Raw genomic sequence first — 25,865 nt, 5'->3', positions numbered from 1 at the left:
TTCCCTAAAGATAAGAGACTATCCGCGTCTTCCACCTCTACCGCCACGTTTTGTTTCAGTGCTGCGCTTAAGTGTTGATAGGTTCTCTTCACTAGTTTTTAAGAACTTAGCCATTTTATCTTCAAAGCTTTCCTTCGGCTTGAAATTACCTTTTGAACGGAAGTCTTTGGAGTTTCTATCATCTCTTCCTTGGCGTGGTTGACGTTGTGGATAAGATGATGTTTGTCCTTCAGGTTTGTCTATCGCTTTTTTGATGGATAAGGCAGTTTTGCCGTCTTTCTCACTAATGACTTTAACTTCTACCTGATCTCCAACTTTTAGATGGTCATTCACATCTTTTACATAGCTGTCTGCTACTTCACTAATGTGCACAAGTCCTGTTGAGCCACCAGGTAACTCTACGAATGCGCCAAAATTAGTGATCCCTGTTACTTTACCTTGTACTTTGCTGCCTACTTCGATTGACAAAAAAAGTTCCCCCTTAATAATGTTAAAAACACTGTATTATAACAAATTTTCAAGAGATAATCAATTGGCTCAATATCCCTCATTAGTCATTTTAGCCTAGAGAACGCTCATAAGCAAAAAACTATTTAAAAAACGAGGAGCCATTAGGTTCCTCGCTTCATTATATTTGGATTAACAAATACTTGTATTTCCAATTAATGAAAGTTCTTTTTTATCCTCACTAATATCTAAAGTAAGGCTTGCTGTATCAGATTTAATATCTGGGTCAAACGCTACAACTATTTCATTAATCGTTTCTATGATATCTTCTGATGCTGGCTCATCCAGAGCTAGTCCAATTTTGGGACCTCCTCAGCCAAAGCCTGCAAAATAGATGCGAATGTTATTTGCATTTTGTTCCCGGAACATATCTTTTATTAAGTCACGAGCTTCATTTGTAATAAGCATGATGTTCTCCTTCCTGATTGGTTTACTATTTGATTTTACAATCTTTTTCGTTAAATCGCTAATAATTTGACCATATGAAATGACATTGATTATCCTCGTAGCTTTTCTGTCTCTAACGAGGCAGCAACTTTTGAAATGGCGTCGTTTTGAGAATTAAAATAGAGTGTTCTACTTGGGAATGCAACAGATACATTTTCTTCTTCAAGAATTTCCATGATTGCAAAGTTAATTTCTTCTTTGATCAATAAGTATTCTTCCCATACCGTCGTTTTCGTAAAGAAATAAAGGAAAATATCTAAGCTATTATCATTATATTGATCAAAAGTGACAAAAATTGTATCTGGATGAACGTCCTCGTGATTCTTTAACAAGTAGCGGATTCGACTTACTGTATTCTCTAGCTTCACTTTAGGTGTATCATAGGTGACGCCTAAGTGAAATGAAATTCGTCGTTTTCCCATTTGACTCCAGTTCGTGATATTCTCATTAGCTAATGTTGCGTTAGGGACGGTTACAAGTGCCTGGGTGAATGTTCTAACCTTAGTACTTCGAAAGTTAATATCCTCAACTGTACCTTCTACACTTGGGGTCATAATCCAATCACCGATGGAAAACGGTTTTTCAGTAATGATGATAATGCCTCCAAATAGGTTTCCAATGGCATCTTTAGCGGCTAAAGCGAATGCTAAGCCACCTAAGCCAAGACCAGCTACAAAACCATTTACATCATAATCAAATTCTTGAGCAATGATACTAAAGCTAATGGCGATAATAATAAATCGAATGGCTTTGGACACGAAAGGGATTAGAATAGGGTCTATTCCCGTTTTCATTCGTTCGTTCATTTTCGTAAATAGAAATGATGATACACTTGAAAGGTTATATAAGCCCCAGGCGATCAACGCGATGATAGATGAACGTATAATATCAAGGAATATTGGGTTGTTTTGGCTTAAATAAGGGAAATACCCAACCGAAACATAGATTCCGATAATTAAAAATAGCCATCGTAATGGGTGCTCAAATGAGAGACATAAATGTGAGAAAAAATCAGTGGGAGTTTTTTTACTGATTCTTAAAATTAATTGAAAAACATATTTAGTAAAAAGCTTTCGAAATAGTAGAAAGATTAATAGAATCCCTATCGATATACCTAAGCTTTCTAGTGATTCATAGGAGGTAAAAAGTTCCTCAAACATGTGCATTTCTCCTTCCTTGCTTCGTTCATCAAACAATAATAACATAATACTGAAAAGGTAGTATAATATTAAATATATAAATAAGAAAGAGAAGGTTCATTCATGAATAATTTCGAATCTAATAATCGTTCATTGACTTCAAAGGTTCATCGAAAAACAAAGTATCATTATTATGTTGCGTTATGTGTTGTTTTTGGTGGTTTTTTTATATTTGGATTGTCTGAAAATGTTAAAGGACCAGCGCTTCCCGTTATTCAATCAGATTTCTCCTTAAGTGAAACACAGCTTGGTATATTACTAGCTTTAAATTCTTTTGGTTATTTATTAGCCTGTTCTTTTACTTCGTTTATGAGTGATAGAATTGGTATTAAATGGACTGGAGTCATCGCATTTTTATCCATGGCCTTATCAGGTGTTGCGATTTACATATCTACGAGCTTTACGTATTTATCTGCTTCCTTTTTTTTCTTATACATAGGAAATGGAATGCTTGAAATTGGCTTAGGAATTATGGCCGCGCAAATTTTTACGAAGAATACCGGGACGATGATGAACCTCTCTCATTTCTTTTATGGATTAAGTTCTACGGTTGCTCCTATCTTTGCGGCATCAATGATGGGATGGAATGTAATGGGCGGTGAGTTAGGCTGGAGAGGTATGTATTTTATGATATTGTTGTTTTCTCTTTTGCCGATTATCCCAACTTTATTGAGTAAATTTGCCAAAGAAAGCCAAGACGAAGAAGATAAGATTTCTTTTCGGACATTAACGAGAGATCCTATTGCATGGCTAATCGTAGCGATTCTTTCGTTTGGGGTTGTATCGGAGCTTTCAGTTGGAGGATGGCTTGTTAATTATTTGGTTAAGGCGTATGGATGGAGTATTCAGGATGCTTCAAACATGCTCTCATTGTTTTTCTTATTCTTTATGCTTGCAAGACTGCTTCTTGGTCCGGTTACTGATAAGATTGGTTTTACCGTTTCGATTATGCTCTTTTCTGCGTTTTCAGGAATTTGTAGTTTAGCAGCTATATTTATAGGTGAAAAGGGTGCCATTCTATTTGCGATTTCGGGTATTGGAATTGCATTAATTTATCCAACAGTCATGGCATTACTTGCGCTCCGCTACCCTAAAGGGACAGGTACTGCTATTACTTTTACCGTAACATTAATGGGAATTGCAAGTGTTATTGGAAATCTGTTAATTGGTCTAATCATTGACTTAGTTAATAAATATGGAAGTGTAGGAAATGAAATCATTGGCTTAAAAGCAGGATATAGCTTTATTGGCATATTAGCCTTATTATGTTCCTTCTGTTGTATCATCTTATATAGGATTCTTCGTAAACAAAATGAAATAATTTGAAAAGTTGAAAAAATATATTTATAGTTGTTTCGAGAAGTAGATTGATAGGATATAATACATTTGAAACGTTATGCAAACGATTTCAAACCAAGGGAGGGGAAAGATAGATGTCGCATTTGAAGAATTCAAGCATGAACATTATTATTCGGATGCAAATTGATAAAACGCTTATCACTTTCAGTGATATAGCTAAGGAGATTGGTGAAATAGGGGGAGACATTGTCGGGATCGATGTCATTTCATCAAGCAAAACACACACAATCAGAGACATCACAATCAACGTAAATGACCAAAAACACTCTCAGTTAATCACAGACAAGATTAAGAGCTTAGCTGGTGTACATGTTGTTTCCGTATCAGACCGAACATTCCTTCTACATATTGGTGGGAAGATTGAAATGCAATCTAAGAATCCTATAAAAAACCGTGATGATCTTTCAAGAGTATATACTCCTGGTGTTGCACAGGTGTGTACAGCCATTGCTGAAGAACCAAGTAAAGCCTATTCACTAACCATTAAAAGAAATACAGTCGCGATAGTTTCTGATGGTACTGCGGTTCTAGGTCTTGGAGATATTGGACCTTTGGCTGCTATGCCTGTCATGGAAGGGAAAGCGATGTTATTTAAAGAAATGGGAGGAGTGGATGCTTTTCCTATTTGTCTAGATACGAAGGATACCGAAGAAATCATACAAATTGTCAAATCGATTGCTCCTGCGTTTGGTGGTATTAATTTAGAGGATATTGCCTCTCCTAGATGTTTTGAAATTGAACAACGTTTAAAAGAAGAGTTAGACATCCCGGTGTTTCATGATGATCAGCATGGAACAGCAGTTGTCATTCTTGCTGGTTTGATTAATGCACTTAAGCTAACTGGGAAAAAGTTACATGAAATTAAAGTCGTTTTAACTGGAATTGGGGCAGCTGGAACAGCATGTGCAAAAATTCTAACCGGGGCTGGAGTAAAAAACATCATTGGTGTTGACCGTCATGGTGCCATTTCTCGAAAAGAAAAATACAGCAACGATAATTGGAATGAATTTGCCCAATTCACCAATCCTGATAATTTAAGTGGAAGTTTGATAGATGTAATTGAAGGAGCAGATGTTTTTATTGGGGTATCAGCACCTGGGATATTAACGGTTGAGCACCTTAAAAAGATGGCAAGAGATCCGATTGTATTTGCAATGGCCAACCCTGACCCTGAAATAGATCCAGATTTAGCAGAACCATATGTAAAGGTGATTGCTACAGGACGTTCAGATTATCCTAATCAAATTAATAATGTTCTATGCTTCCCAGGAATCTTTAGAGGGGCACTTGATTGTAGGGCGCGTGTCATCAATGAAGAAATGAAAATCGCTGCTGCCCAGGCCATTGCGGATGTCGTTTCTGACGATGAGTTGAGTGATTCTTATATCATTCCAAGCGTATTTAACCAAAAGGTAGTTGAGAAGGTAAGGGCGGCAGTTGTAAAGGCGGCCTATCAAACAGAAGTTGCAAGAAAAGATCCACTTAGAATCGAGAGTCAATTAACAAGATAAAACAAAGGCACCTCAACATTATTTTACATTGAGGTGCCTTTGTTTTTTCTAAATATTAATAAACCTTATCACCGTTGAAAATTGAATTCTTAACGACAACATAATCCACATAACGAATGGCTTCTAATTTATTTCCACCAGCATACGAAATAGAGGATTGCAAATCTTGTTCCATTTCTTTTAATGTTTCTGCTAGTGAGCCTTTGTGTTCTACTAACATTTTCTTACCTTCAACGTTCTTCTTTTCACCTTTTTGAAATTCTGATGCTGAACCGAAGTACTCTTTAAAGAGCTTACCGTCCTTCTCAATCGTTTCTCCTGGTGACTCCTCGTGCCCTGCAAAGAGTGAACCAACCATTACCATAGAAGCTCCAAATCGTACAGATTTAGCAATATCGCCATGAGTACGAATTCCGCCATCAGCAATAATAGGTTTGCTAGCAGCCTTAGCACACCAACGTAGAGCTGCTAACTGCCATCCACCAGTTCCAAATCCAGTTTTAATCTTAGTGATACAGACTTTCCCAGGACCGATTCCAACTTTAGTTGCATCTGCACCAGCATTTTCCAACTCTCTAACAGCTTCTGGTGTTCCGACATTTCCAGCAATCACAAAGCTTTCAGGTATGTATTGTTTAATGTGCTGAATCATTTTTATTACTGCATTGGAATGTCCATGTGCAATGTCGATTGTGATATATTCAGGAGTTAGACCTTCATCTGCTAATTGTTGAATGAAGTGATACTCCTCTTCCTTGACCCCTACACTAATTGACGCTATTAATCCACGTGAATGCATATTTTTGACAAAATCTAGTCTTGTTTCGGGTTGAAAGCGATGCATGATATAAAAGTAATTATTTTCAGCTAAATAAATTGCAATATTCTCATCTATGATGGTTTGCATATTTGCTGGAACGACTGGTAATTTAAAGGTATGCTTTCCGAATGTTACAGATGTATCACACTCAGAACGGCTATTTACCACGCTTTTTGCCGGAATTAATTGAATATCTTCATAATCAAATACATTTTCCACAGTTAAATCCCCCTAGTTAATAAAAAATGCCACCATATGGTACGGTACATTTTTTTTCTCAGTATGTCAAAATTTTTTTATAATATACGCTAATTAAAAGAATCTTACTAGATATCGTATGGTCTATAAAATGAAAAGGGCATACTACAGATAGCTTATAAAAGTAGGAGGAAATTACGTTGAGTACGAATGAAACTACATTGTCCTTTTTTGCTTTAGGTGGTTTACACGAAATCGGTAAAAATATGTATGCAATCGAATATGGAAATCAAATCTTTTTGATTGACTGTGGAAACAAATTTCCAGATGAAAGCTTATTAGGTGTCGATCTCATCATTCCTGACATGTCATATTTACATGACAATAAGGATAGGATTACCGCCTTAATTGTCACCCATGGGCATGAGGATCATATTGGGGGAATTCCCTATTTTCTAAAGAAAATGAATGTTCCTGTTTATGCGACGAGGTTTACTTTAGGGTTGATTGAATTAAAGCTAGAGGAGCATAAATTACTTAGGGACTCTGAGTTGATTGAAATTAACTCAGACACAGAGCTTGATTTTGGTGACATTAAGGTTACTTTTTTCAAAGTAATTCATAGTATTCCTGATTGTTTAGGTATTGTGTTTCACACTCCCGCTGGAAATGTTGTACACACAGGAGACTTTAAATTTGATTTAACCCCAGCAGGAAACGAGAATTCTGATATCCATAAAATGGCGGAAATCGGTAATAAAGGTGTTTTACTGCTTATCTCAGAAAGTACTAATGCCGAACGACCTGGTCTAACACCAACAGAACAAATGGTAGGCGACCATGTACTTGAAGCATTTAGAAAAGCAGATCGAAAGGTAATACTCTCAACCTTTGCTTCCAATATTAATCGTGTTCAGCAGGTAGTAGATGCCTGTCAAATAACAAAGCGGAAGCTAGCTTTACTAGGCCGTAGCATGGTCAATGTTGTAGATATTGCTATGGAAAGAGGCTATTTACAAGTACCAGAAGGAATGTTAATAGAACAAGATCAAATTGGTGAGTTACCTCCAGAAGAAGTTGCAGTATTATGTACAGGTAGTCAAGGAGAACCAAATGCTGCTCTTGCACGATTATCTACTGGGAATTTTCGTGGAGTAGAAATTTTGCCAGAGGACACGGTAATCTTTGCAGCAGGTCCAATTCCAGGTAATGAAAGAAATGTAACGAAGATTGTTGATAATTTATTCTCACTTGGGGCGAAAGTGATTTATGGATCTGGAAAGGGAATGCATGTTTCTGGTCATGGATATCAAGAGGATTTAAAGCTAATGCTTACGCTAATTAAACCGACCTATTTTGTGCCAATCCATGGAGAATATAGAATGCTACATATTCATAGGGATTTGGCTGAATCAGTGGGCGTAGAAAAAGACAATACGTTTATTATGACAAATGGGGATGTACTCGATATTGAAAATTCGGTTGCACGGCAAACTAGAAGTATACCAACAGGTAATACGTATGTAGATGGGGTCGGAGCTAATGATGTGGGTGATATAGTATTACGTGATCGAAAGCAACTTTCTGAGGATGGAATGCTTGTAATCGTCCTTACAATGAGTAAAAAGGGGCGGAAACTGGTTTCTGAGCCTGATACAATTACACGCGGTTTTGTCTACGCTAGAGAGTCTGAGGACTTGTTAAAGGATGTAAACCGCTTAATTAAAAAAACAGTGAGTGAAATTAAAGGGGAAAATAAGTACCAGTGGAACGAGATTAAACAAAATGTAAGGAAATCAGTAGGACAACATATTTTTAAGCAAACAAGGAAAAAACCGATGATTCTCCCTATCATTATTGAAGTCTAACAATATAGATGTTCAAAAAGACTGTCTTCGTTTATACTTAGACAGTCTTTTTCAAGTTGTCAATAGAGATGGACTATGTCAAGATATTGAGAAGAATGGAGGAATGCTAGGATGGAACATTTACCAAATTGCCCAAAATGTAATTCAACTTATACATATGAAGATGGTCATCTATTTGTATGCCCTGAATGTGCCCATGAGTGGACACAAGCTGATTCTGAAACAAATGAAGATGAGAAGGTTGTTAAGGATGCAAATGGAAACGTCTTAAATGATGGTGACACAGTTACTGTTATTAAAGACTTGAAGGTGAAAGGGAGCTCTTCAGTAATCAAAATAGGGACGAAGGTTAAAGGTATTCGCTTAGTTGATGGAGATCACGATATTGATTGTAAAATTGAAGGCTTTGGTGCAATGAGCTTAAAGTCAGAGTTTGTAAAAAAAGTATAGTCTTAAAGATAGATGCCTCCTAATATGGAGGTTTTTTTAGTTTGTAAAAAAACATGAAATTGCTGAAAATTTATATTGCATTTTAGAATTCAACATATTAAGATAAGAAAAAATGGAAAATAAACAATTCCTATCTGTATAGTTGGTTTTTGTTCAAGTGTTAAAAAATAAATTCTTTTTACAGTAGCCTTTTTAGACTTTTAACATAATTTAAATTAAAAATAAAAGGCTTTGGGAAACCATTAATAGATTACCTTTCATAGAAAATGGATGGGCTTCTTTCAACAAATGTTGACTGTTTTACTCAACAATAATAGGAGGGTGAAAACGATGAAGGTTTCAAGTAAAGGAGAGTATGCTTTGCGAGCATTACTTTTATTAGGTCAAAATCAAGGGAAAGTAATGTCGATTCAAGAAATCTCTGAAAAGACACTTGTAACAGTTCATTATCTTGAACAGCTGCTGCTGCAATTAAAGAAACTAGGGTATCTTCAAAGTAAAAGGGGAGCTAAAGGAGGATATTTATTATATAAGTCTCCGGATGAAATTAATATTGGAGAAGTGATTAGAGATTTAGAGGGACCACTTTCACCTATGGGGTGTGCGTCTATTACCAAATATGAAGCATGTCCGCTGGAGGAAGGTTGTCAACTAAAACCACTTTGGTCATTAGTTCGAGATACAATTGCTTATGTTCTCGAGCGTACATCACTTGAGGATTTACTTGAAAATAGGATTAGTTTAGTAGAAGGAGAGGATTTACTTGTCATCAAAACCACGAATAGATCATGAAGTGCTTGAAAAGATTATTAGTTCAATAGAAAGCTTGGAATATGGGACGGTTCATATAACGATTCACGATTCGCAAATTACACAAATTGAAAAAGTCGAGAAGCATCGATTTCCATTACAGAAAAACATTGAACATAGTAAGACCGTAAAAAAGAAATGACTTATATATTATTAGTTGAATATTGCCGATCGGACAGCCGAAGGCCCTATTAGTTTTTTTCGTACATTCATGTACAAAAACTATGGGGTCTTTTAATTTTTTAAAAGACCCAAAAAAATACGAAAAGGGGAGAAGGAATGATGAAAAAAGCTCTTGGTACATTACTCACACTTGTATTACTATTGGGAACTTTAGGATGTGCAAATCAATCGACAGAAACAGATGGTGAAGTTAAAACGACTACAAAAGATACAATTGAACTATTAAATGTTTCGTATGACCCAACACGAGAATTTTATGATGAATACAATAAAAGCTTTGCTAAGCATTGGTTAGAACAATATGGTCAAGAAGTAATAATCAATCAATCACATGGTGGCTCTGGAAAACAGGCAAGGTCTGTTATTGATGGCCTTGAGGCAGATGTTGTGACGTTAGCACTTGCCTATGATATTGATTCAATTAGTGAAGCGGGTATACTAGCCACAGATTGGCAGGAAAGACTTACGGATAATAGTTCACCATATACCTCAACGATTGTTTTTCTAGTACGCAAAGGAAATCCAAAAGGAATAAAGGATTGGGATGATCTTATAAAAGAAGACGTATCTGTCATTACTCCAAATCCTAAAACATCAGGTGGAGCAAGGTGGAACTATCTAGCCGCTTGGGGATATGCACTAGAGGAGAACAATGGGGATGAAGAGAAGGCAAAAGAGTTTGTTAAACGTATATTTAAGAATGTTCCTGTGTTAGATTCAGGTGCGAGAGGTTCAACAACAACTTTTGTTGAGCGAGGCATTGGAGATGTGTTATTAGCTTGGGAAAATGAAGCATTTCTTGCCATCAATGAATTAGGAAAAGATAAATTTGAAATTGTCGTTCCATCGAAAAGTATACTTGCTGAACCACCAGTTACTGTTGTGGATCAATTTGCGGAAAAACATGGTACAGCAGAGGTAGCAAAGGCATATTTAGATTTTTTATATAGTGAGGAAGGGCAAGAGCTTGCAGCAAAACATTATTATCGTCCTAGATTACCAGAAATAGTAGAAAAATATAAAGAGAGCTTCCCAGAAATTAACCTATTTACAATTGATGAAGTGTTTGGTGGATGGACTAACGCACAACAAACACATTTCAGTGATGGTGGGATATTTGATGAGATTTATCAACCGTAAGAGTGAGGCAAGGGGAGGGGCGCACGTGTTAAGAAAAACAAAAAAACATCGTCTATTACCAGGATTCGGCTTATCTATGGGGTATACGATTGCTTACTTGAGCTTGGTTGTGCTCATTCCATTAGCCATCCTGTTTTTAAAAACAGTTTCATTAAGCTGGGATGACTTTATTAAGATTGTAACTGCTGATCGGGTTATTGCTTCATATAAGGTGACATTCATTACTTCCTTTGTGGCAGCATTAATTAATGCGATTTTTGGAACTTTAATCGCTTGGGTTCTTGTCAGATATCAGTTTGTTGGAAAAAAGCTAATTGATGCTTTAGTGGATTTACCTTTTGCTTTACCTACTGCCGTAGCAGGAATTGCACTAACAGCTATTTATGCTCCTAATGGCTGGATTGGTCAATATTTTGAACCGTTAGGAATTAAGATTGCCTATTCACAGCTGGGGATTATTATTGCATTAACATTTATTGGACTTCCTTTTGTCGTTAGAACGGTGCAACCTGTTTTGCAGGATATAGATATTCAATATGAAGAAGCAGCATCGACTCTTGGTGCAACTTCAGTTCAAATTTTCTTCAAAATTATCTTTCCAGCAATACTTCCAGCGGTAATAACAGGCTTTGCGCTAGCCTTTGCGCGGGCACTTGGGGAATATGGGTCAGTCGTATTTATATCTGGAAATATGCCGATGAAAACAGAGATTGTCCCATTGCTCATCATCACAAAATTAGAGCAGTTCGATTATGCAGGTGCTGCTGCCATTGCATCTGTCATGTTGGTCTTTTCTTTAATTTTGTTGTTTATGATTAACTTCATACAGTGGAAGCATGCAAAAAAACATCAAGTAGGGTAGAGGGGGAAATGCGAAATGGTAGAAATTAAAACAGAAATAACATCTGTTAAAAATAAGCTAATGAACTTTGCTTCACTTAGAAAGTGGGGATTAATCGTTATTGCATTGCTTTTCTTAGGAGTGTTTTTGGTTCTTCCCTTACTTGCGGTTTTTATAGAAGGATTTAAAAAAGGGGTAGAGGTGTATTATTTATCACTAGTGGAGAAGGACGCCTTATCTGCCATAAAGTTAACATTAATAACCGCAGCTGTTGCCGTTCCCTTAAATACAATTTTTGGTGTTATGGCGGCATGGGCGATTACCAAGTTTGATTTCAAAGGAAAAAATATCTTAATTACGTTAATCGATCTGCCATTTGCCATTTCACCTGTGATATCTGGGCTAATCTTTGTTCTATTATTTGGTGCTCATGGTCTATTAGGACCTATTCTGGCTGCAAATGATATTAAGATTATATTTGCTATACCAGGAATCATTCTTGCGACGACCTTTATCACATTTCCATTTGTAGCAAGAGAACTGATTCCAATTATGCAGGAGCAAGGGACAGAGGAAGAGCAAGCAGCAATGACCTTGGGTGCAAATGGGTGGCAAATGTTCTTTCGAGTGACACTCCCAAATATTAAATGGGGACTTTTATATGGTGTCATTCTTTGTAATGCACGAGCTATGGGAGAATTTGGTGCCGTATCCGTTGTATCAGGCCATATTAGAGGTTTAACAAATACGATTCCGTTGCATGTAGAAATCCTCTATAACGAATATAATTTTACAGCATCTTTTGCTGTTGCATCCATTTTAGCTATGTTGGCACTTGTTACATTGATCCTGAAAAGTGTTGTTGAATGGAAAACTGACAAACTTAGAGCAAGTTAATTAATATAGAAGGGGTTTAGTGACATGAGTATTACCATAAAAAATGTATCAAAGTCTTTCGGTTCATTTGCTGCAGTCGATCAAATTAATTTAGACATTCCTACAGGAGAGTTTGTTGCTCTTTTAGGACCTTCTGGATCTGGAAAGACAACACTCTTACGAATGATAGCAGGACTAGAACAGGTTGATCATGGCAAGATCTTTTTTAAGGAGATGGATTCAACAAATAAATCAGTGAAGGATCGAAAGGTGGGGTTTGTATTTCAACATTACGCATTATTTAAGCATATGAACATCTTTGAAAACATTGCATTTGGATTAAGAGTGCGTCCTAGGAAAATCCGACCATCGAATGGGCAAATAGAAGCGAAGGTACGTGAATTATTATCATTTGTTCAGCTAGAAGAGCTTGCCGATCGTTACCCCTCTCAATTATCTGGAGGACAAAGGCAGAGGATTGCTTTGGCTAGAGCACTTGCAGTTGAACCAGAAGTATTGTTACTAGATGAACCATTTGGAGCGTTAGATGCTAAGGTACGTCAAGAATTACGTCATTGGTTAAGGGAAGTTCATGAGAGGTTGAATATAACGACAGTCTTTGTCACACATGACCAGGAGGAAGCCTTAGAAATGGCTGATACGGTCGTAGTGATGAATAAGGGAAGGGTTGAGCAAATTGGTTCTCCTGAGGAAATATATCAACACCCAGTTAACGCGTTCGTCTACAGCTTCTTAGGAAGAGTAAATACGTTTAAAGGGGATGAGAATAATCAGGTTGAAAGTTATATACGCCCACATGAAATTAGTGTAAGTAAAAATCAACTGAAGCATGATGAAGTGAAATCAGAGGTCTATCATGTATATACAATTGGTGCAATTATGAGAATTGAACTTAAAAGGCTGGATACAGGAGAATTTTTTGAAGTTGAATTGAATGATGAGAAATACAAAGAAATTGGTCCACTTGAAAAAGGAGATATTCTGTTTGTCGATTTGCTAAAGATGAAAAGATATAATGACCGATCTAGAAATAACTTATTCATAGCTCATTCATAATTTTTATGATAGTCCTATAATCACATAGTGATTGTGATCCATAGGACTATTTGAGGTGAATTCGTATAATTTTCGAAATCATCTTATTTTTGTTAGAATAAATATGACTCTATGAATCTATTTTGAAAGAAGGTCCTATATGTGTTTCAATCTGTGATTTCGATTCTATTGCAAGCAATTATTCCCCTTTCAATTCCAGTAATTGTCGGTGCCGTTTTAACTCGTTATAAAAACCTAGATACAAAGCCCCTACAAACTCTACTATTGTATTATTTAATTCCTGGTCTTATTTTTGATACGTTATATAAAGTAGATATAGTAATGGATGATGTATATAAAACAGTTGCATTCTCCATTCTTAATCTGTTACTACTTTGGGGAGTAGCTGTACTATTAAGTAAGGCGTTAAGGCTGTCTCCAGCTGAAGGGGCAGGAATGACACTGATTTCTACTTTTACAAACAGTGTCAATTATGGACTTCCGCTTATTTTGTTAACATTAGGTCAAGTTGGCTTGGAAAAGGCATCAGTGTACGTCATCCTTCAAATGATTATTGTCAATACAATTGGAATCTATTTCGCAGCCAGATCCGAATTTACCATTAAAGGTGCGATAAAAAAAGTGTTTTCCCTACCAGCTATTTATGCTGCTATGACTGCTCTAATTCTAAAAGGGTTTCATATACAGCTGCCAAGTGGACTTGAATCAGGAATGTCAATGATTGCAGGTGCATATGCTCCTGTTGTGTTGGCGATATTAGGTGCACAAATGATGAAGGTGAAGACGGACAGATTAGAATCAAAGGTTCAGCTAGCATTTTGGACGGGCTTGACCATTCGATTAATCATTGCCCCTATAATGGCATGGATTTGTTTATCAATCCTACAAATTCAGGGTTCTCTTTTCACCGTGTTATTTATTTTGGCTTGTATGCCGGTTGCTGTAAATGCGGTTGTGTTAGCAGAGGAATTTAATGCTTCACCAAAACTTGTTTCAAAAACGATTCTTTGGAGTACAATTGCTTCGTTTATTGTGCTACCTATTTTAATTAGTATAGTTAAATAAGCTACCTTATTTTGGAGTTTAAATGTGACAAAAGTTTGTCATTCAATAGATAGAACTAGGATGTTATCATATGTTTGAGGTACAATGTACTAGGGTAATATTCATGATTCACTTGTTTCTACATTTAGAGGTATAGACAACAAGACACGAGTATTTTCTTATTTACTACTACTAAAGGAGAGTCTGTATGAGTGATATGAATAGCTCTATCAACAAAACAATAGTGACAAGTGAAAGGATTTCTTGGGCAGCCTTTAGCAAACTAATAAAAACAGGAATTATTAATTCCAATGTATTTATGGTGTTTGTAGGTTTTTATTTAGCTCTTTATGTAAATAAATTGATGTTTCTTGATCACATTTTGACAGCTATTTTCACTTTAATTGGTGCTGGCCTTGTGATTGGTGGAGCATGTGCAATAAATAATTATTATGATCGGGACATTGATTCGAAAATGTCTAGGACGCTAGAACGACCAACTGTAAATGGTACAGTACACCCGCTGCACGCCTTATGGCTAGGAATCTTATTTACGACTGTAGGGTTGATTATCTTATTTACTGTTTCAACAATAGCTGGTGTGATGGGTTTACTTGGTTTTATTTTTTATGTGTTTGCATATACAATGCTAACAAAGAGAAGGACGGTTTGGAACACTGAGGTAGGATGTTTATCTGGTGCAGTTCCGCCATTAATTGGTTGGGGTGCGATTTCAGGAGATTTAACACATCCAATCGCAATTGGTTTATTTTTGATGATGTTATTCTGGCAACCTCCGCATTTTTATGCGCTTGCAACGAGAAGAGTGGAGGAATATCGCGCAGCAGGAGTACCAATGCTTCCTGTTGTAGCTGGTATAAGAAGAACAAAAATACAATCCTTTCTTTATTTAATTCCACTTTTAGCTTCTTCGTTTTTCTTTTTGGAGTTGGGGTTCTTCTTTATAACTGCAACGATCATCCTTACGCTTGTATGGATGGTTATAGCTCTAAAAGGATTCGGAAAAATTTCTGACCACAAATGGGCGACAAGGATGTTTGTTTACTCAATTAATTACCTAATGATTGTATTTTCATTAATGATTATTGTTACTTTCTTTATCTAAGAAGGCCTTTATCAGGTCTTTTTTTTATTGACTAAAAAATAATAAGGTTACTGTCACAGATTGGTTTCAATTTGCATATAGTGACTTTGGTCATAATATAGAAAGGATGAGAAGCAATGAGTGAAACTCAAGTAAAGATAACTAATGACAAAGAGAGTCTAGTAACCATCTCTGGCTATAAAGTAATCGAATTTAATGTCTCAGATCCAACCGAAAGTTTATATGCTGTTGTCACTCCTATTAAAAATACAAAATAACTCGAATAACTCTTTTTAAAAGAGTTATTTTTTTTAAGATTTTATAGTGATTATGAAAATATTTTTGTAAGTGTTTACATTTAGAGTAATAAAGAGATTGGAACAAAATTGGTAATTGTGCGCATCTTGACTTTTTCATAGAAACAGTTAATATCTATTTAGTCATCACAATTTATACAAAAACTTTAGATTCTATTTACAAATTCTTAACACTATAATATGGAGAGGTGTAAAATTATGAAAAATTTGTATAACAAAATAAAAACGAAAAATAATTTTATGAGCCTTTTCTTTCTAGCTGTGATTTTTCTATGGATAAAAACCTATTTAGTTCAGCTGAACGAATTTAATTTAGGAATTGATAATAGTATGCAGAAATTCTTACTATTCTTAAATCCTCTTGGCTCGTCTTTATTTTTCCTTGGACTTGCTCTACTAGCAAAAGGTAAAAGAAAATATATTTGGCTCATTGCAATTAATATATTTATGAGTTTTCTATTATTTGCCAATAGTGTCTACTATCGCTTTTTCAGTGATTTCATTACATTACCAACTTTGACTCAGACTCAGAACTTTTCTGATGTAAGTGGTAGTGTCACATCACTCTTAAAGCCTTATGATTTCCTTTTCTTCTTAGATACTATGATTTTAATTATTATTGTGCTAGGTGTTGGACTAAGAAAAGAATCTATTTCACTAGTAAAACGTAGAAACGTTGCTGCCGTGTTTATTTCTAGTATTCTTATTATGTCTGTTAACCTAGGATTAGCTGAAGCAGATCGCCCACAATTATTAACAAGAACTTTTGATCGAAATTATATTGTGAAATATTTGGGTATGTATAACTACACAATTTATGATGCTGTACAAAGTACGAAAGCATCTGCAAAACGTGCAATGGCTGATAGTAATGATGTTACTGAAGTCATGAACTTTACTCGTTCAAATTATGCAGCGCCTAATTCTGAATACTTTGGAGCAGCTGAAGGAATGAATGTTATTTACCTACACCTTGAGTCTATCCAGTCATTCTTGATTGATTATGAGCTACATGGTGAAGAAGTAACACCGTTTTTAAATTCATTAACTAGAGAGCAGAATACAATGTATTTCGATAACTTTTTCCATCAGACAGCACAAGGGAAAACTGCTGATGCGGAATTTATCTTAGAAAATTCATTATATGGTCTGCCACAAGGATCTGCATTCTCTACAAAAGGGATGAATACGTATCAAGCAGCCCCGGCGATTTTAGGACAAGAGGGATATACTTCAGCCGTGTTCCATGGTAACAATGGAACGTTCTGGAATCGTGATGAAATCTATAAATCATTTGGTTTCAATCATTTCTTTGATGCTAGTTATTACGATATGAATCCAGATGACCTTGCTGAGTATGGTTTAATGGATAAGCCGTTCTTTGAACAATCTATTCCATTACTTGAATCATTACCACAGCCATTCTATACAAAGTTCATTACTGTTACTCACCATTATCCTTATTCAATGGATCAAGAGTTGACAACGATAGAGCCACATACAACTGGTAATAGGTCTGTAGATAACTACTTCCAAACTGCCCGTTATGCGGATGAGGCGTTAAAGCAATTCTTCGATTATCTTAAGGAATCTGGTTTGTATGATAATACGATGATTATTATGTATGGTGATCATTATGGAATTTCAGCAAATCATAATCGTGCGATGTCAAAAGTGTTAGACAAAGAGATTACTGAGTTTGAAAGTGCAGGTTTACAACGTGTTCCTTTATTTATCCGTGTGCCTGGTATGGAAGGTGGCAAGATGCATCAATATGGTGGTCAGATTGATCTACTTCCAACTTTAATGCACTTGTTAGGTATAGATACAAAACAGTATGTACAATTTGGTACAGATTTATTATCAGAGGATCATGATGAATTAATTCCATTTAGAAATGGTGACTTTGTTGGACCTGAGATAACTTATACAACTGGGAAATTCTTTGATTCAACAACTGGCATAGAATTAGAAGAAACGGAAGAGGCTCACCGATTAAAAGAATTTGCAGAGATGAAATTAAGATACTCTGATCGCCTTGTTGAAGGAGACTTATTGCGTTTCTATACACCAGAAGAGTTTAGTCCAGTAGATCGTACTGAATTCAATTATACGAATAAATCATTACCAGTTACGACTGATGCTAGTAGTACAGATGCTGAGTGATTAAATCAAATGAGGCTGTTGAGTTTTTCTCAACAGTCTTTTTCTTGTTCAAATTAAGAAAAAAAGGAAGCACCTGGCGATTGTGCTTCCTATCAGAGGAGTAATGAGCAGGCTGTAACTTTGTAATGCACAATATATGTTATGAAAGTAAAGTGAAAGTGAGTGGACAAAGTTTCCAGAGTAAAAACACATTTTTGAATTAAAATGTGTTTATCTGTTTATTTTTATTAATATATTGACTACGTGGTCAATGTGTACCGGAATTTAATGATTGACAACTGACTGACTAGTCATTAATATAAGTAATTGAGTTGAACAAGATAATTTAGGGTAGGTGTAAATGTGAAGGCTATAGTAAATTTTGTACTAAAGAATAAACTAGCGGTTTGGTTGCTAACAATTATTATAACAGTATCTGGTATTTATTCAGGTACACGAATGAACATGGAAACGATTCCTAATATTTCTATTCCATATTTAATGGTTATGGATGTATATCCTGGAGCTACTCCAGAGCAAGTGATGGAGGATGTATCCATACCATTAGAAAAAGCAGTTGAAGGTTTAGAAGGTGTTAAATCTGTTTATTCAAATTCATATTCAAACATGTCGAGTATTCAAGTGGAATATGAGTATGGTGAAGACATGGATGAGGCAAAGCGTTCACTAGAGGCTGCTTTAGATTCTGTGACTCTACCAGAAGGAGCACAGAGCCCAGTCATTACAGCAATAAGCATGAACATGATGCCGGTTGTAGCATTAAGTGTAAGTAGTGAGGGCGAGGATATTGTTGAATTAACTTCAACAGTAGAAGAGGTAATACTTCCGAAAATAGAGAAAATTGAGGGTGTTGCATCAGCAACAATCACAGGTCAGCATATTGAAGAAGTTGAGTTGACATATAACGAAGACAAGATGGCTGAACTTGGCTTAACAGAGGACTCTGTCAAACAAATGATTCAAGCAAGTGACCTATCAGTTTCATTAGGTATGTATGAGTTTGAAGAAGGGGAACAAGCTGTAGCGATTGATGGTAAGTTCATGACAGCAGATGAACTAAAGGATATGCTTATTCCAATTACACCGTCAGAAACGAATCCAACACCATTTGTAAAGCTTAGTGAGATTGCAACAATTGAAGTTGTTGGAAAAGTACAATCTGTCTCTCGTACTAATGGGAAAGATGCAATTGCTATTCAAATAGTCAAAGGACAACAAGCAAATACAGTTAGTGTTGTAAATAGTGTGAAAGAATTAATAGAAGATGAGCAGGCTAGAGTGGATGATTTAATTATTGATGTAACACTTGACCAGGGTGCACCGATCGAAGAGTCAGTGACAACAATGATTGAAAAAGCATTATTTGGTGGATTAATTGCAGTACTTATCATTCTATTATTCCTCCGTGATTTCAAATCAACGATTATATCCATCATCTCTATTCCAGTTTCGATTTTCATGGCGTTACTGTTATTAAATTGGATGGGTATTACATTAAATATCATGACATTAGGTGCGATAACCGTTGCAATAGGACGGGTAATTGATGACTCAATTGTCGTCGTTGAAAATATTTATCGTCGATTGCATTTAAAAGAAGAGAAGTTGACTGGTCGTGCACTTGTTCGTGAAGCGACAATTGAAATGTTCAAACCAATTCTCTCGTCAACATTGGTAACGGTAGCTGTATTTGCTCCATTAATCTTTGTTGGTGGAATGGTTGGAGAATTATTCATGCCATTTGCATTAACAATGACATTTGCACTTGGTGCTTCCTTACTTGTTGCGATAACAGTGGTGCCAGCATTATCTCACTACTTATTTAAGAAGAAACTCTATAGTGAAAAGACAGAAAGCAGTCATAAAGAAGTTGGCAAGTTAGCTAATTGGTATAAGGGAATTTTGGAATGGACATTAAATCACAAGGTAATAACATCCATTATTTCTGTTCTACTGCTTGCTGGTAGTTTGGTGTTAACACCTTTCATTGGCTTTAGCTTCATGGGTAGTGAAGAAGAAAAAGTAATGTACTTAACATATACTCCAGCGACTGGTGAATTATCAGAAGAAACATTATCAAACATTGAAGTTGTTGAAGAAGAGCTATTAAAGCATGAAGATATTGATATTGTTCAATTATCTGTCAATGACAGTGGAGATCCAATGGCAGCTATGATGGGTGGTGGAGGCGATGGTGCATTAATGTACCTCATCTTTGACCCAGAAATGGATAATTTTGCGGAGGTTCGTGATGAAATTGAAGAGTATGTCTTTACCATTAACCAATCAGGTGAGTGGAAAAGCCAGAACTTTACGTCAATGTCAATGCCTACGAATGAAGTAAGCTACACATTTTACAGTGAAGATTTAGATAAGCTAAACGAGGCTGTAAATATGGTAGAAGACATTATGCATGAAAATGAAGGCTTAAAGGATATTTCTTCTAGTGCTGAAGAGGCTTATGTTGAATATACCTTCAAAGTAGAACAAGATGAATTATTACAATATGGTTTAACTACAGGACAAATTGTGATGATGTTAAGCCCTAATAGAACAAAAGAAGTATTAACTTCTGTTGAAAAGGACGGTAATACTTTAGAAGTTATCGTTCAACAAAAGCAGGAAGAACAACCTAAATCAATTGAAGATATTTTGGCAACTCAGGTACCGACTGCAATGGGTACGACAATGCCACTGTCTGATTTGGTTACTGTAGAAGAAGGTACAACGTTAAATACACTTGCACGTAGTAAAGGTGAATACTACGCAACCGTTTCAGGTACAATCATTGGTGATGATATTTCTAAAGCAACTTCAGAAGTAGATTCAGCTATTGATAAGTTAGACTTACCTAATGGTGTAACAATTGGTGTGGCTGGTGCTGCTGCTGATATGACAGAAACCTTCACACAGTTAGGAGTAGCGATGCTTGCCGCTATTGCAATCGTGTATTTCATTCTTGTAGTTACATTTGGTGAAGGGGTTGCACCATTTGCGATTCTATTCTCTCTACCATTTGCAGTAATTGGTTCATTTGTAGGGTTATTAATTGCAGGTGAAACGATTTCAGTTTCTGTAATGATGGGATTATTAATGTTAATTGGTATCGTAGTAACGAATGCTATTGTCCTTGTAGACCGGATTATTCATATGGAACGTGAAGGTATGAGTATGCGTGATGCAGTTCTTGAAGCTGGGGCAACTCGTCTACGCCCAATTTTAATGACGGCTATTGCAACCATCGGTGCTCTCATGCCATTGGCAATTGGATCTGGTGGTGGTGGTTTAATATCAAAAGGACTAGGTATTACCGTAATCGGTGGATTAACAAGCTCAACATTATTAACATTAATTGTTGTGCCAATCGTATATGAAGTTTTATCTAAGTTATTTAAGAAAAACCGTAAAGAAGTCGTAGAAAATTAAATCTGAAAACCCTACAGGATATTTCATCTTGTAGGGTTTTTTGTGTGGACTGTTAGTCTATTTCAATGAATTAGTGGTAATATAATATCAAGATATAAGTGATTTTAAAATGGAGTTCGAGAGGATGTATGTATGGAGCTAAGTAACTTAATTACAATGATTATTTCGATTATTACGTTTGGTAATATTTTGCTAGCTGCAGTTGTTGTTTTTTTTGAAAGGAGAGCAATTGGCTCCACTTGGGCTTGGTTAATGATTATCTATTTTGTTCCATTACTTGGGTTTGTTGCATACATTTTTCTTGGCAGGCAATTAAAAAAGAAGAACTTCTACAAATTATCAAGTGAGGAAAGCGCCTATCTCCAATCTGTTGTCGATAAACAATTGGAAGAATTAAAAGATAATAAATTAAGTGATCACGAATTAATCAATAAATATTCTGATTTAATCCAGTTGAATTTAAGTTCATCAAATTCACTAGTCTCAATGGATAACGATATTGTGATTTTCAATGATGGACATGACAAATTTAATTCTTTGTTTGATGATATTAGTCAAGCAAAAAAAGAAATTAATATTCAATACTATATAATTAAACGCGATTCTTTAGGGAAAAAGTTGAGAGATGCAATTGTCAAAAAAGCAAAAGAAGGTGTGAAAGTACGCATTCTCTATGATGGTTTTGGATCTAGAACCATTTCACGTTCGTTCTTTAAAGAGCTCAGAGCTCATGATGGAGAGGTAGGAGTGTTTTTTCCTTCGTTTCTTAAATTAGTGAATTTTCGGATAAACAATCGTAACCATCGCAAGCTTTGTATCATTGATGGAAAGATCGCCTATATTGGTGGTTTTAACGTTGGGGATGAGTATTTAGGTCTAAAAAGAAAATTTGGTTATTGGAGAGACACTCATTTTAAAATAATGGGTGGTGCCGTTAATGAGATTCAAGGAAGATTTATTCTGGATTGGAATCAAGCAACGAAACAACAAAAGGTAAATATTAAGCAATTCTCTTTTCAGTCAGAGAAGAGTAAAGGTATGAGTCCAGTGCAAATTGTTGCAAGTGGACCACATTCAGAAACAGAGCACCTTAAGAATATGTATATCAAATTAATTCTGTCCGCTAAAAAAAGTGTATATATCCAAACGCCATATTTCATACCAGATTCAAGCTTTATGGATGCCTGCAAAATTGCTTTATTGTCTGGCGTTGATGTACATATTATGATTCCCAATAAGCCAGATCATCCGTTTGTCTATTGGGCTACATGGGCATATGCTGGTGAATTATTATCATATGGTGCAAAAATTTTACTTTATGAAAAAGGATTTTTGCATGCGAAAACCATTGTGGTTGATCAAGAAGTAGCTTCAGTCGGAACCACAAATATTGATACACGTAGCTTTAAATTGAATTTTGAAGTGAATGCGACCGTTTACGATCAGAAGGTTGCTACTCAGCTTTATGAATTATTTGAGAAAGACAGACAAGTATGCTCGAAGTTAACAATAGAACGCTATCGGAAGCGCTCATATCTCATAAAATTCAAAGAAGCGATTTCTAGACTGTTATCACCTATTCTATAAATTACATATTTGGTCCTACCTTTTCAGAATACATAAAAGGTAGGTTTTTTTTTGTACGATAGGTAGTCTGACTCTAAATATAAAACGATTTGTTGATTACTGAAATAACGGGGGAATCTTGACAGATGACACATTGTCATATAGTATTAAAAGTGTAAGGTGACACGTTGTCACAATTTGTTCATAATATCTAAATCACTGATTTAGACAAAGGAGAACCGTCGAAGTGAAAAATCTACAATCAAATCCATTATTGAATATTAAAGAACTAAAAAAAGAGCTAATCAGATTCATGATGGCCTATAAATTTGCCCTTGATGAAGTGAATACAAAAATTGATATATTAAAACAAGAGTTTGAGTTTATCCATGACTATAGTCCAATTGAACACGTCAGTTCACGTCTTAAAACACCAGAAAGTATTTTGAAAAAGGTTCAAAAAAAGGGATATGGCCTTTCATTACCATCAATCAAAGAAAATGTCAGAGATATTGCTGGGATTCGGATCAACTGCTCATTTATTTCTGATATTTACGAGATTAAAAATATGCTTGAGAAGCAGAAGGACATCAAGGTGATTGAATGCAAGGACTATATTAAAAATCCAAAACCTAATGGATATCGAAGTCTCCATTTAATTATTGAAATTCCTATCTTCATGTCAGACCGAGAAGAGCAAATCTATGTGGAAATTCAAATTCGTACAATTGCCATGGATTTTTGGGCGAGTCTTGAACACAAAATCTATTATAAATACAACAAAGAAATACCTAAGAGTATGAAGGATGAATTGAAGGAAGCAGCAGAATCCGCGGCATTACTTGATATAAAAATGGAGAAAATTCATAAGGAAATGAACACGTTGAAAGCAGAATTAGGTAATGAAGAGAGTTTTGGTGAGCTACTAATTGATAACATGAAGCTCAATCTTCCAAGTATGTTCTTAAACCTAAACACTGATAAGTTAAATATGAAATAAATCATTTAAGTAGGAGGTGTCAATCTTGCCGAAAATAACATTCCATAATTTACCTGACGATAAGAAACAAAAACTAATTCAAGCAGCAAAGAAAGAGTTCTCTCGAGTTCCTTTTTATGAAGCATCTATAAGCAATATCGTCAAGCAAGCAAAAATACCTCGTGGGAGTTTTTATCAATACTTTGAGGACAAGGAAGATGCCTATTACTTTTTAATAAGTGAATTTGTATTTGATTTGAATAACCAATTTGTCACCATATTGAAAAAGCATCAAGGGGATTTATTTGAAACGATGATAGAAGTGTTTACATTAATCATCGAAGAAGAAGAGAACTTCTACTTGTTGAGGAATATCTTCTTGAATATGACCTACAAGGTTGAAGACAAGTTTTCTGGTATTTTTAGGGATCATCATAGTGCAAGTAGGAGCTTTCAGGAAATCAGCTCTTATATCAATAAAGATACTTTAAATATAAATGAAGAGAAAGAATTATATTATGTGATTCAAATTATCTCATCTGTCACTTTTCGAAATTTCGTAGAGAGATTCGCAAAAGATTTGTCCAACGAGGAAGCCTTGAACAACTATAGAATGGAAATCAATATGTTGAAGCAAGGATTAGCCAGGAACAAATCATAATAGTCGTCCATTCACATGATGGTTCATGCTATAATAGACAAATGAAAAAGTATTTGATGATGATTGTTTTAATAGATGGCATGTTGGCCTATTAAAGGAAGGTATCTATGGTTGAGGAAAACATTACGAGAATTCAGTTAGATGGAAAAGAGTATATACTTATTGGAACTGCGCATGTATCAAAACATAGTGCAGAACAGGTTAAAGAAGTGATTGAAGCGGAAAGACCTGATTCTGTTTGTGTTGAATTAGATCAACAAAGGTACCAGTCGATTATTGAAGGTAGTAAGTGGAAGGACATGGATATTATTCAGGTGATTAAACAGAAAAAGGCTTCATTGCTGTTAATCAATTTGGCCATTTCTTCCTTTCAAAACCGAATGGCTAATCAATTAGATATCAAAGCTGGACAAGAAATGATCCAGGGAATTGAATCAGCAAAGGAAACAGGCGCGAAGCTTGTCTTAGCTGACCGAAATATTCAAATTACATTTGCAAGAATCTGGGGTAGTATTGGACTGAAGGGAAAGGCAATCCTTTTGAGTCAGGTTGTTGCTAGCATATTTAGTAAAGAAACTATTTCAGAAGAAGAATTAGAAAAAATGAAAAACCAGGACATGATTAACTCACTGCTAAATGAATTCACGGAAACATTTCCGCGTTTAAAAACACCTTTAATTGATGAGCGAGACCAGTACCTAGCTCATAAAATTAAACATGCACCAGGGGAGAAAATAGTTGCCGTGTTAGGGGCAGCTCATGTACCAGGGATTAAAGAAGAAATCAAAAAAGAACAAGATATTGCTAGCTTAACAACGTTACCTCCTAAATCAAAGCTTCCTAAGATTATTGGGTGGAGTATTCCAGTTCTGATTTTAGCGATTATTGCTTATACATTTATTGCTAATCCATCTGCTGGTCTTTCTCAAACCATTAGCTGGATATTATGGAATGGCTCTTTATCTGCAATAGGAGCGGCAATTGCGATGGGGCATCCACTTACGATACTTACAGCCTTTTTGGCGGCGCCAATTACGTCTTTAAATCCACTTCTAGCAGCGGGGTGGTTTGCTGGACTAACACAGGCTTATATCCGTAGACCAAGTGTGAAGGACTTTGAAACCATTTCAGAGGATGTATTTAGTGTAAAAGGATTTTGGAGAAACAAGGTGAGTCGCATTCTGTTAATTGTTGTTTTAGCGAACATTGGTAGCTCTCTAGGGACATTTATTGGTGGAGCAGATGTCATAAGAGTGTTTATAGAGAATTTATTTTAGAAATGATAAGGCGCAGGTTCAGTTTAATTGAGCCTGCG

The 25,865-nt window shown here is 35.7% G+C and carries 22 protein-coding genes; 19 read left to right on the top strand and 3 right to left on the bottom strand.

Going from position 1 to position 25,865, the window contains the following annotated elements; genetic code table 11:
- Positions 1-18: 18 nt before the first annotated feature.
- Together F7888_RS01550 and F7888_RS01545 are read right to left on the bottom strand one after the other, a co-directional pair.
- The gene (locus tag F7888_RS01550) at positions 19-468 is read right to left on the bottom strand and encodes a S1 domain-containing RNA-binding protein (protein WP_191776553.1); all 450 of its coding nucleotides are present in this window, start codon (positions 466-468) and stop codon (positions 19-21) included.
- A 536-nt stretch (positions 469-1,004) separates the two neighbouring features.
- Complete coding sequence (locus tag F7888_RS01545) at positions 1,005-2,114, bottom strand: mechanosensitive ion channel family protein (RefSeq protein WP_318246212.1); 1,110 nt, start codon at positions 2,112-2,114, stop codon at positions 1,005-1,007.
- 102 nt (positions 2,115-2,216) lie between these two features.
- Between F7888_RS01545 and F7888_RS01540 the strand changes: the two genes are divergently transcribed.
- Together F7888_RS01540 and F7888_RS01535 are read left to right on the top strand one after the other, a co-directional pair.
- Entirely contained in the window at positions 2,217-3,479 is a 1,263-nt protein-coding gene (locus F7888_RS01540) for an MFS transporter (RefSeq protein ID WP_191776549.1), read from the top strand.
- Between the two features lie 107 nt (positions 3,480-3,586).
- On the top strand, positions 3,587-5,023 hold the full coding sequence (locus F7888_RS01535) for an NAD-dependent malic enzyme (RefSeq protein WP_225228531.1): 1,437 nt from the start codon (positions 3,587-3,589) through the stop codon (positions 5,021-5,023).
- A 55-nt stretch (positions 5,024-5,078) separates the two neighbouring features.
- Here the strand turns inward: F7888_RS01535 and guaC are convergent, their stop codons facing one another.
- Entirely contained in the window at positions 5,079-6,062 is a 984-nt protein-coding gene (guaC, locus tag F7888_RS01530) for a GMP reductase (protein WP_191776547.1), read from the bottom strand.
- A 179-nt stretch (positions 6,063-6,241) separates the two neighbouring features.
- On the opposite strand from guaC, the gene F7888_RS01525 reads away from it, so the two are divergent.
- From F7888_RS01525 to F7888_RS01445, 17 genes are all read left to right on the top strand, one after another.
- Positions 6,242-7,909, top strand: a complete 1,668-nt coding sequence (locus F7888_RS01525) for a ribonuclease J (protein ID WP_191776545.1) — start codon at positions 6,242-6,244, stop codon at positions 7,907-7,909.
- 111 nt (positions 7,910-8,020) lie between these two features.
- Entirely contained in the window at positions 8,021-8,359 is a 339-nt protein-coding gene (locus F7888_RS01520; RefSeq protein ID WP_191776543.1) for a zinc ribbon domain-containing protein YjdM, read from the top strand.
- 330 nt (positions 8,360-8,689) lie between these two features.
- Complete coding sequence (locus F7888_RS01515) at positions 8,690-9,151, top strand: RrF2 family transcriptional regulator (protein ID WP_191776541.1); 462 nt, start codon at positions 8,690-8,692, stop codon at positions 9,149-9,151.
- Positions 9,123-9,311 (top strand): YezD family protein, encoded by a 189-nt coding sequence (locus F7888_RS01510; protein WP_191776539.1) that lies wholly within the window; start codon positions 9,123-9,125, stop codon positions 9,309-9,311. The genes F7888_RS01515 and F7888_RS01510 overlap by 29 nt, the downstream gene beginning before the upstream one ends.
- 137 nt (positions 9,312-9,448) lie before the next feature.
- Positions 9,449-10,492 carry a sulfate ABC transporter substrate-binding protein gene (locus F7888_RS01505; protein WP_225228530.1) on the top strand — a complete coding sequence of 348 codons (1,044 nt, stop codon included), beginning with the start codon at positions 9,449-9,451 and terminating at the stop codon, positions 10,490-10,492.
- Positions 10,493-10,517: 25 nt separating this feature from the next.
- Positions 10,518-11,354: a sulfate ABC transporter permease subunit CysT gene (gene cysT, locus F7888_RS01500; RefSeq protein WP_318246211.1), complete on the top strand. Its 837-nt coding sequence runs from the start codon at positions 10,518-10,520 to the stop codon at positions 11,352-11,354.
- A gap of 60 nt (positions 11,355-11,414) precedes the next feature.
- A complete protein-coding gene (cysW, locus tag F7888_RS01495; RefSeq protein WP_225228554.1) occupies positions 11,415-12,230 on the top strand; it encodes a sulfate ABC transporter permease subunit CysW in 816 nt (271 codons plus the stop codon).
- Between the two features lie 24 nt (positions 12,231-12,254).
- Positions 12,255-13,286, top strand: coding sequence for a sulfate/molybdate ABC transporter ATP-binding protein (locus tag F7888_RS01490; RefSeq protein ID WP_191776533.1), 1,032 nt, complete (start codon positions 12,255-12,257; stop codon positions 13,284-13,286).
- Between the two features lie 141 nt (positions 13,287-13,427).
- Complete coding sequence (locus tag F7888_RS01485) at positions 13,428-14,351, top strand: AEC family transporter (protein WP_191776532.1); 924 nt, start codon at positions 13,428-13,430, stop codon at positions 14,349-14,351.
- Between the two features lie 187 nt (positions 14,352-14,538).
- A complete protein-coding gene (cyoE, locus tag F7888_RS01480) occupies positions 14,539-15,456 on the top strand; it encodes a heme o synthase (protein WP_225228529.1) in 918 nt (305 codons plus the stop codon).
- Positions 15,457-15,572: 116 nt separating this feature from the next.
- Positions 15,573-15,713: a hypothetical protein gene (locus F7888_RS01475; protein ID WP_191776530.1), complete on the top strand. Its 141-nt coding sequence runs from the start codon at positions 15,573-15,575 to the stop codon at positions 15,711-15,713.
- A gap of 237 nt (positions 15,714-15,950) precedes the next feature.
- Positions 15,951-17,918 carry an LTA synthase family protein gene (locus F7888_RS01470; RefSeq protein WP_191776528.1) on the top strand — a complete coding sequence of 656 codons (1,968 nt, stop codon included), beginning with the start codon at positions 15,951-15,953 and terminating at the stop codon, positions 17,916-17,918.
- A 342-nt stretch (positions 17,919-18,260) separates the two neighbouring features.
- Complete coding sequence (locus tag F7888_RS01465) at positions 18,261-21,344, top strand: efflux RND transporter permease subunit (protein WP_191776526.1); 3,084 nt, start codon at positions 18,261-18,263, stop codon at positions 21,342-21,344.
- A 132-nt stretch (positions 21,345-21,476) separates the two neighbouring features.
- The gene (gene cls, locus F7888_RS01460; protein WP_191776524.1) at positions 21,477-22,931 is read left to right on the top strand and encodes a cardiolipin synthase; all 1,455 of its coding nucleotides are present in this window, start codon (positions 21,477-21,479) and stop codon (positions 22,929-22,931) included.
- A gap of 292 nt (positions 22,932-23,223) precedes the next feature.
- Positions 23,224-23,910 carry a GTP pyrophosphokinase gene (locus F7888_RS01455; protein WP_191776779.1) on the top strand — a complete coding sequence of 229 codons (687 nt, stop codon included), beginning with the start codon at positions 23,224-23,226 and terminating at the stop codon, positions 23,908-23,910.
- Between the two features lie 16 nt (positions 23,911-23,926).
- Positions 23,927-24,550 carry a TetR/AcrR family transcriptional regulator gene (locus F7888_RS01450; RefSeq protein ID WP_412095973.1) on the top strand — a complete coding sequence of 208 codons (624 nt, stop codon included), beginning with the start codon at positions 23,927-23,929 and terminating at the stop codon, positions 24,548-24,550.
- Positions 24,551-24,657: 107 nt separating this feature from the next.
- Positions 24,658-25,827: a TraB/GumN family protein gene (locus tag F7888_RS01445; RefSeq protein ID WP_191776521.1), complete on the top strand. Its 1,170-nt coding sequence runs from the start codon at positions 24,658-24,660 to the stop codon at positions 25,825-25,827.
- Positions 25,828-25,865 lie beyond the last annotated feature (38 nt).

The organism is Litchfieldia stipae (genome assembly GCF_014837155.1).
GTDB lineage: Bacteria > Bacillota > Bacilli > Bacillales > Bacillaceae_L > Litchfieldia.
The sequence above is the reverse complement of the archived record's forward strand: the minus strand, read 5'-3'. Positions and strand labels throughout refer to the sequence as shown.

Coding starts and splice junctions, on each gene's coding strand:
- F7888_RS01515 (WP_191776541.1), top strand. CDS start 8,690: ATGAAGGTTTCAAGTAAAGGAGAGTATGCTTTGCGAGCATTACTTTTA.
- cls (WP_191776524.1), top strand. CDS start 21,477: ATGGAGCTAAGTAACTTAATTACAATGATTATTTCGATTATTACGTTT.
- F7888_RS01545 (WP_318246212.1), bottom strand. CDS start 2,114: ATGTTTGAGGAACTTTTTACCTCCTATGAATCACTAGAAAGCTTAGGT.
- F7888_RS01540 (WP_191776549.1), top strand. CDS start 2,217: ATGAATAATTTCGAATCTAATAATCGTTCATTGACTTCAAAGGTTCAT.
- F7888_RS01535 (WP_225228531.1), top strand. CDS start 3,587: ATGTCGCATTTGAAGAATTCAAGCATGAACATTATTATTCGGATGCAA.
- F7888_RS01470 (WP_191776528.1), top strand. CDS start 15,951: ATGAAAAATTTGTATAACAAAATAAAAACGAAAAATAATTTTATGAGC.
- F7888_RS01505 (WP_225228530.1), top strand. CDS start 9,449: ATGATGAAAAAAGCTCTTGGTACATTACTCACACTTGTATTACTATTG.
- F7888_RS01455 (WP_191776779.1), top strand. CDS start 23,224: ATGATGGCCTATAAATTTGCCCTTGATGAAGTGAATACAAAAATTGAT.
- F7888_RS01520 (WP_191776543.1), top strand. CDS start 8,021: ATGGAACATTTACCAAATTGCCCAAAATGTAATTCAACTTATACATAT.
- cyoE (WP_225228529.1), top strand. CDS start 14,539: ATGAGTGATATGAATAGCTCTATCAACAAAACAATAGTGACAAGTGAA.
- F7888_RS01475 (WP_191776530.1), top strand. CDS start 15,573: ATGAGTGAAACTCAAGTAAAGATAACTAATGACAAAGAGAGTCTAGTA.
- F7888_RS01490 (WP_191776533.1), top strand. CDS start 12,255: ATGAGTATTACCATAAAAAATGTATCAAAGTCTTTCGGTTCATTTGCT.
- F7888_RS01445 (WP_191776521.1), top strand. CDS start 24,658: ATGGTTGAGGAAAACATTACGAGAATTCAGTTAGATGGAAAAGAGTAT.
- cysW (WP_225228554.1), top strand. CDS start 11,415: ATGAACTTTGCTTCACTTAGAAAGTGGGGATTAATCGTTATTGCATTG.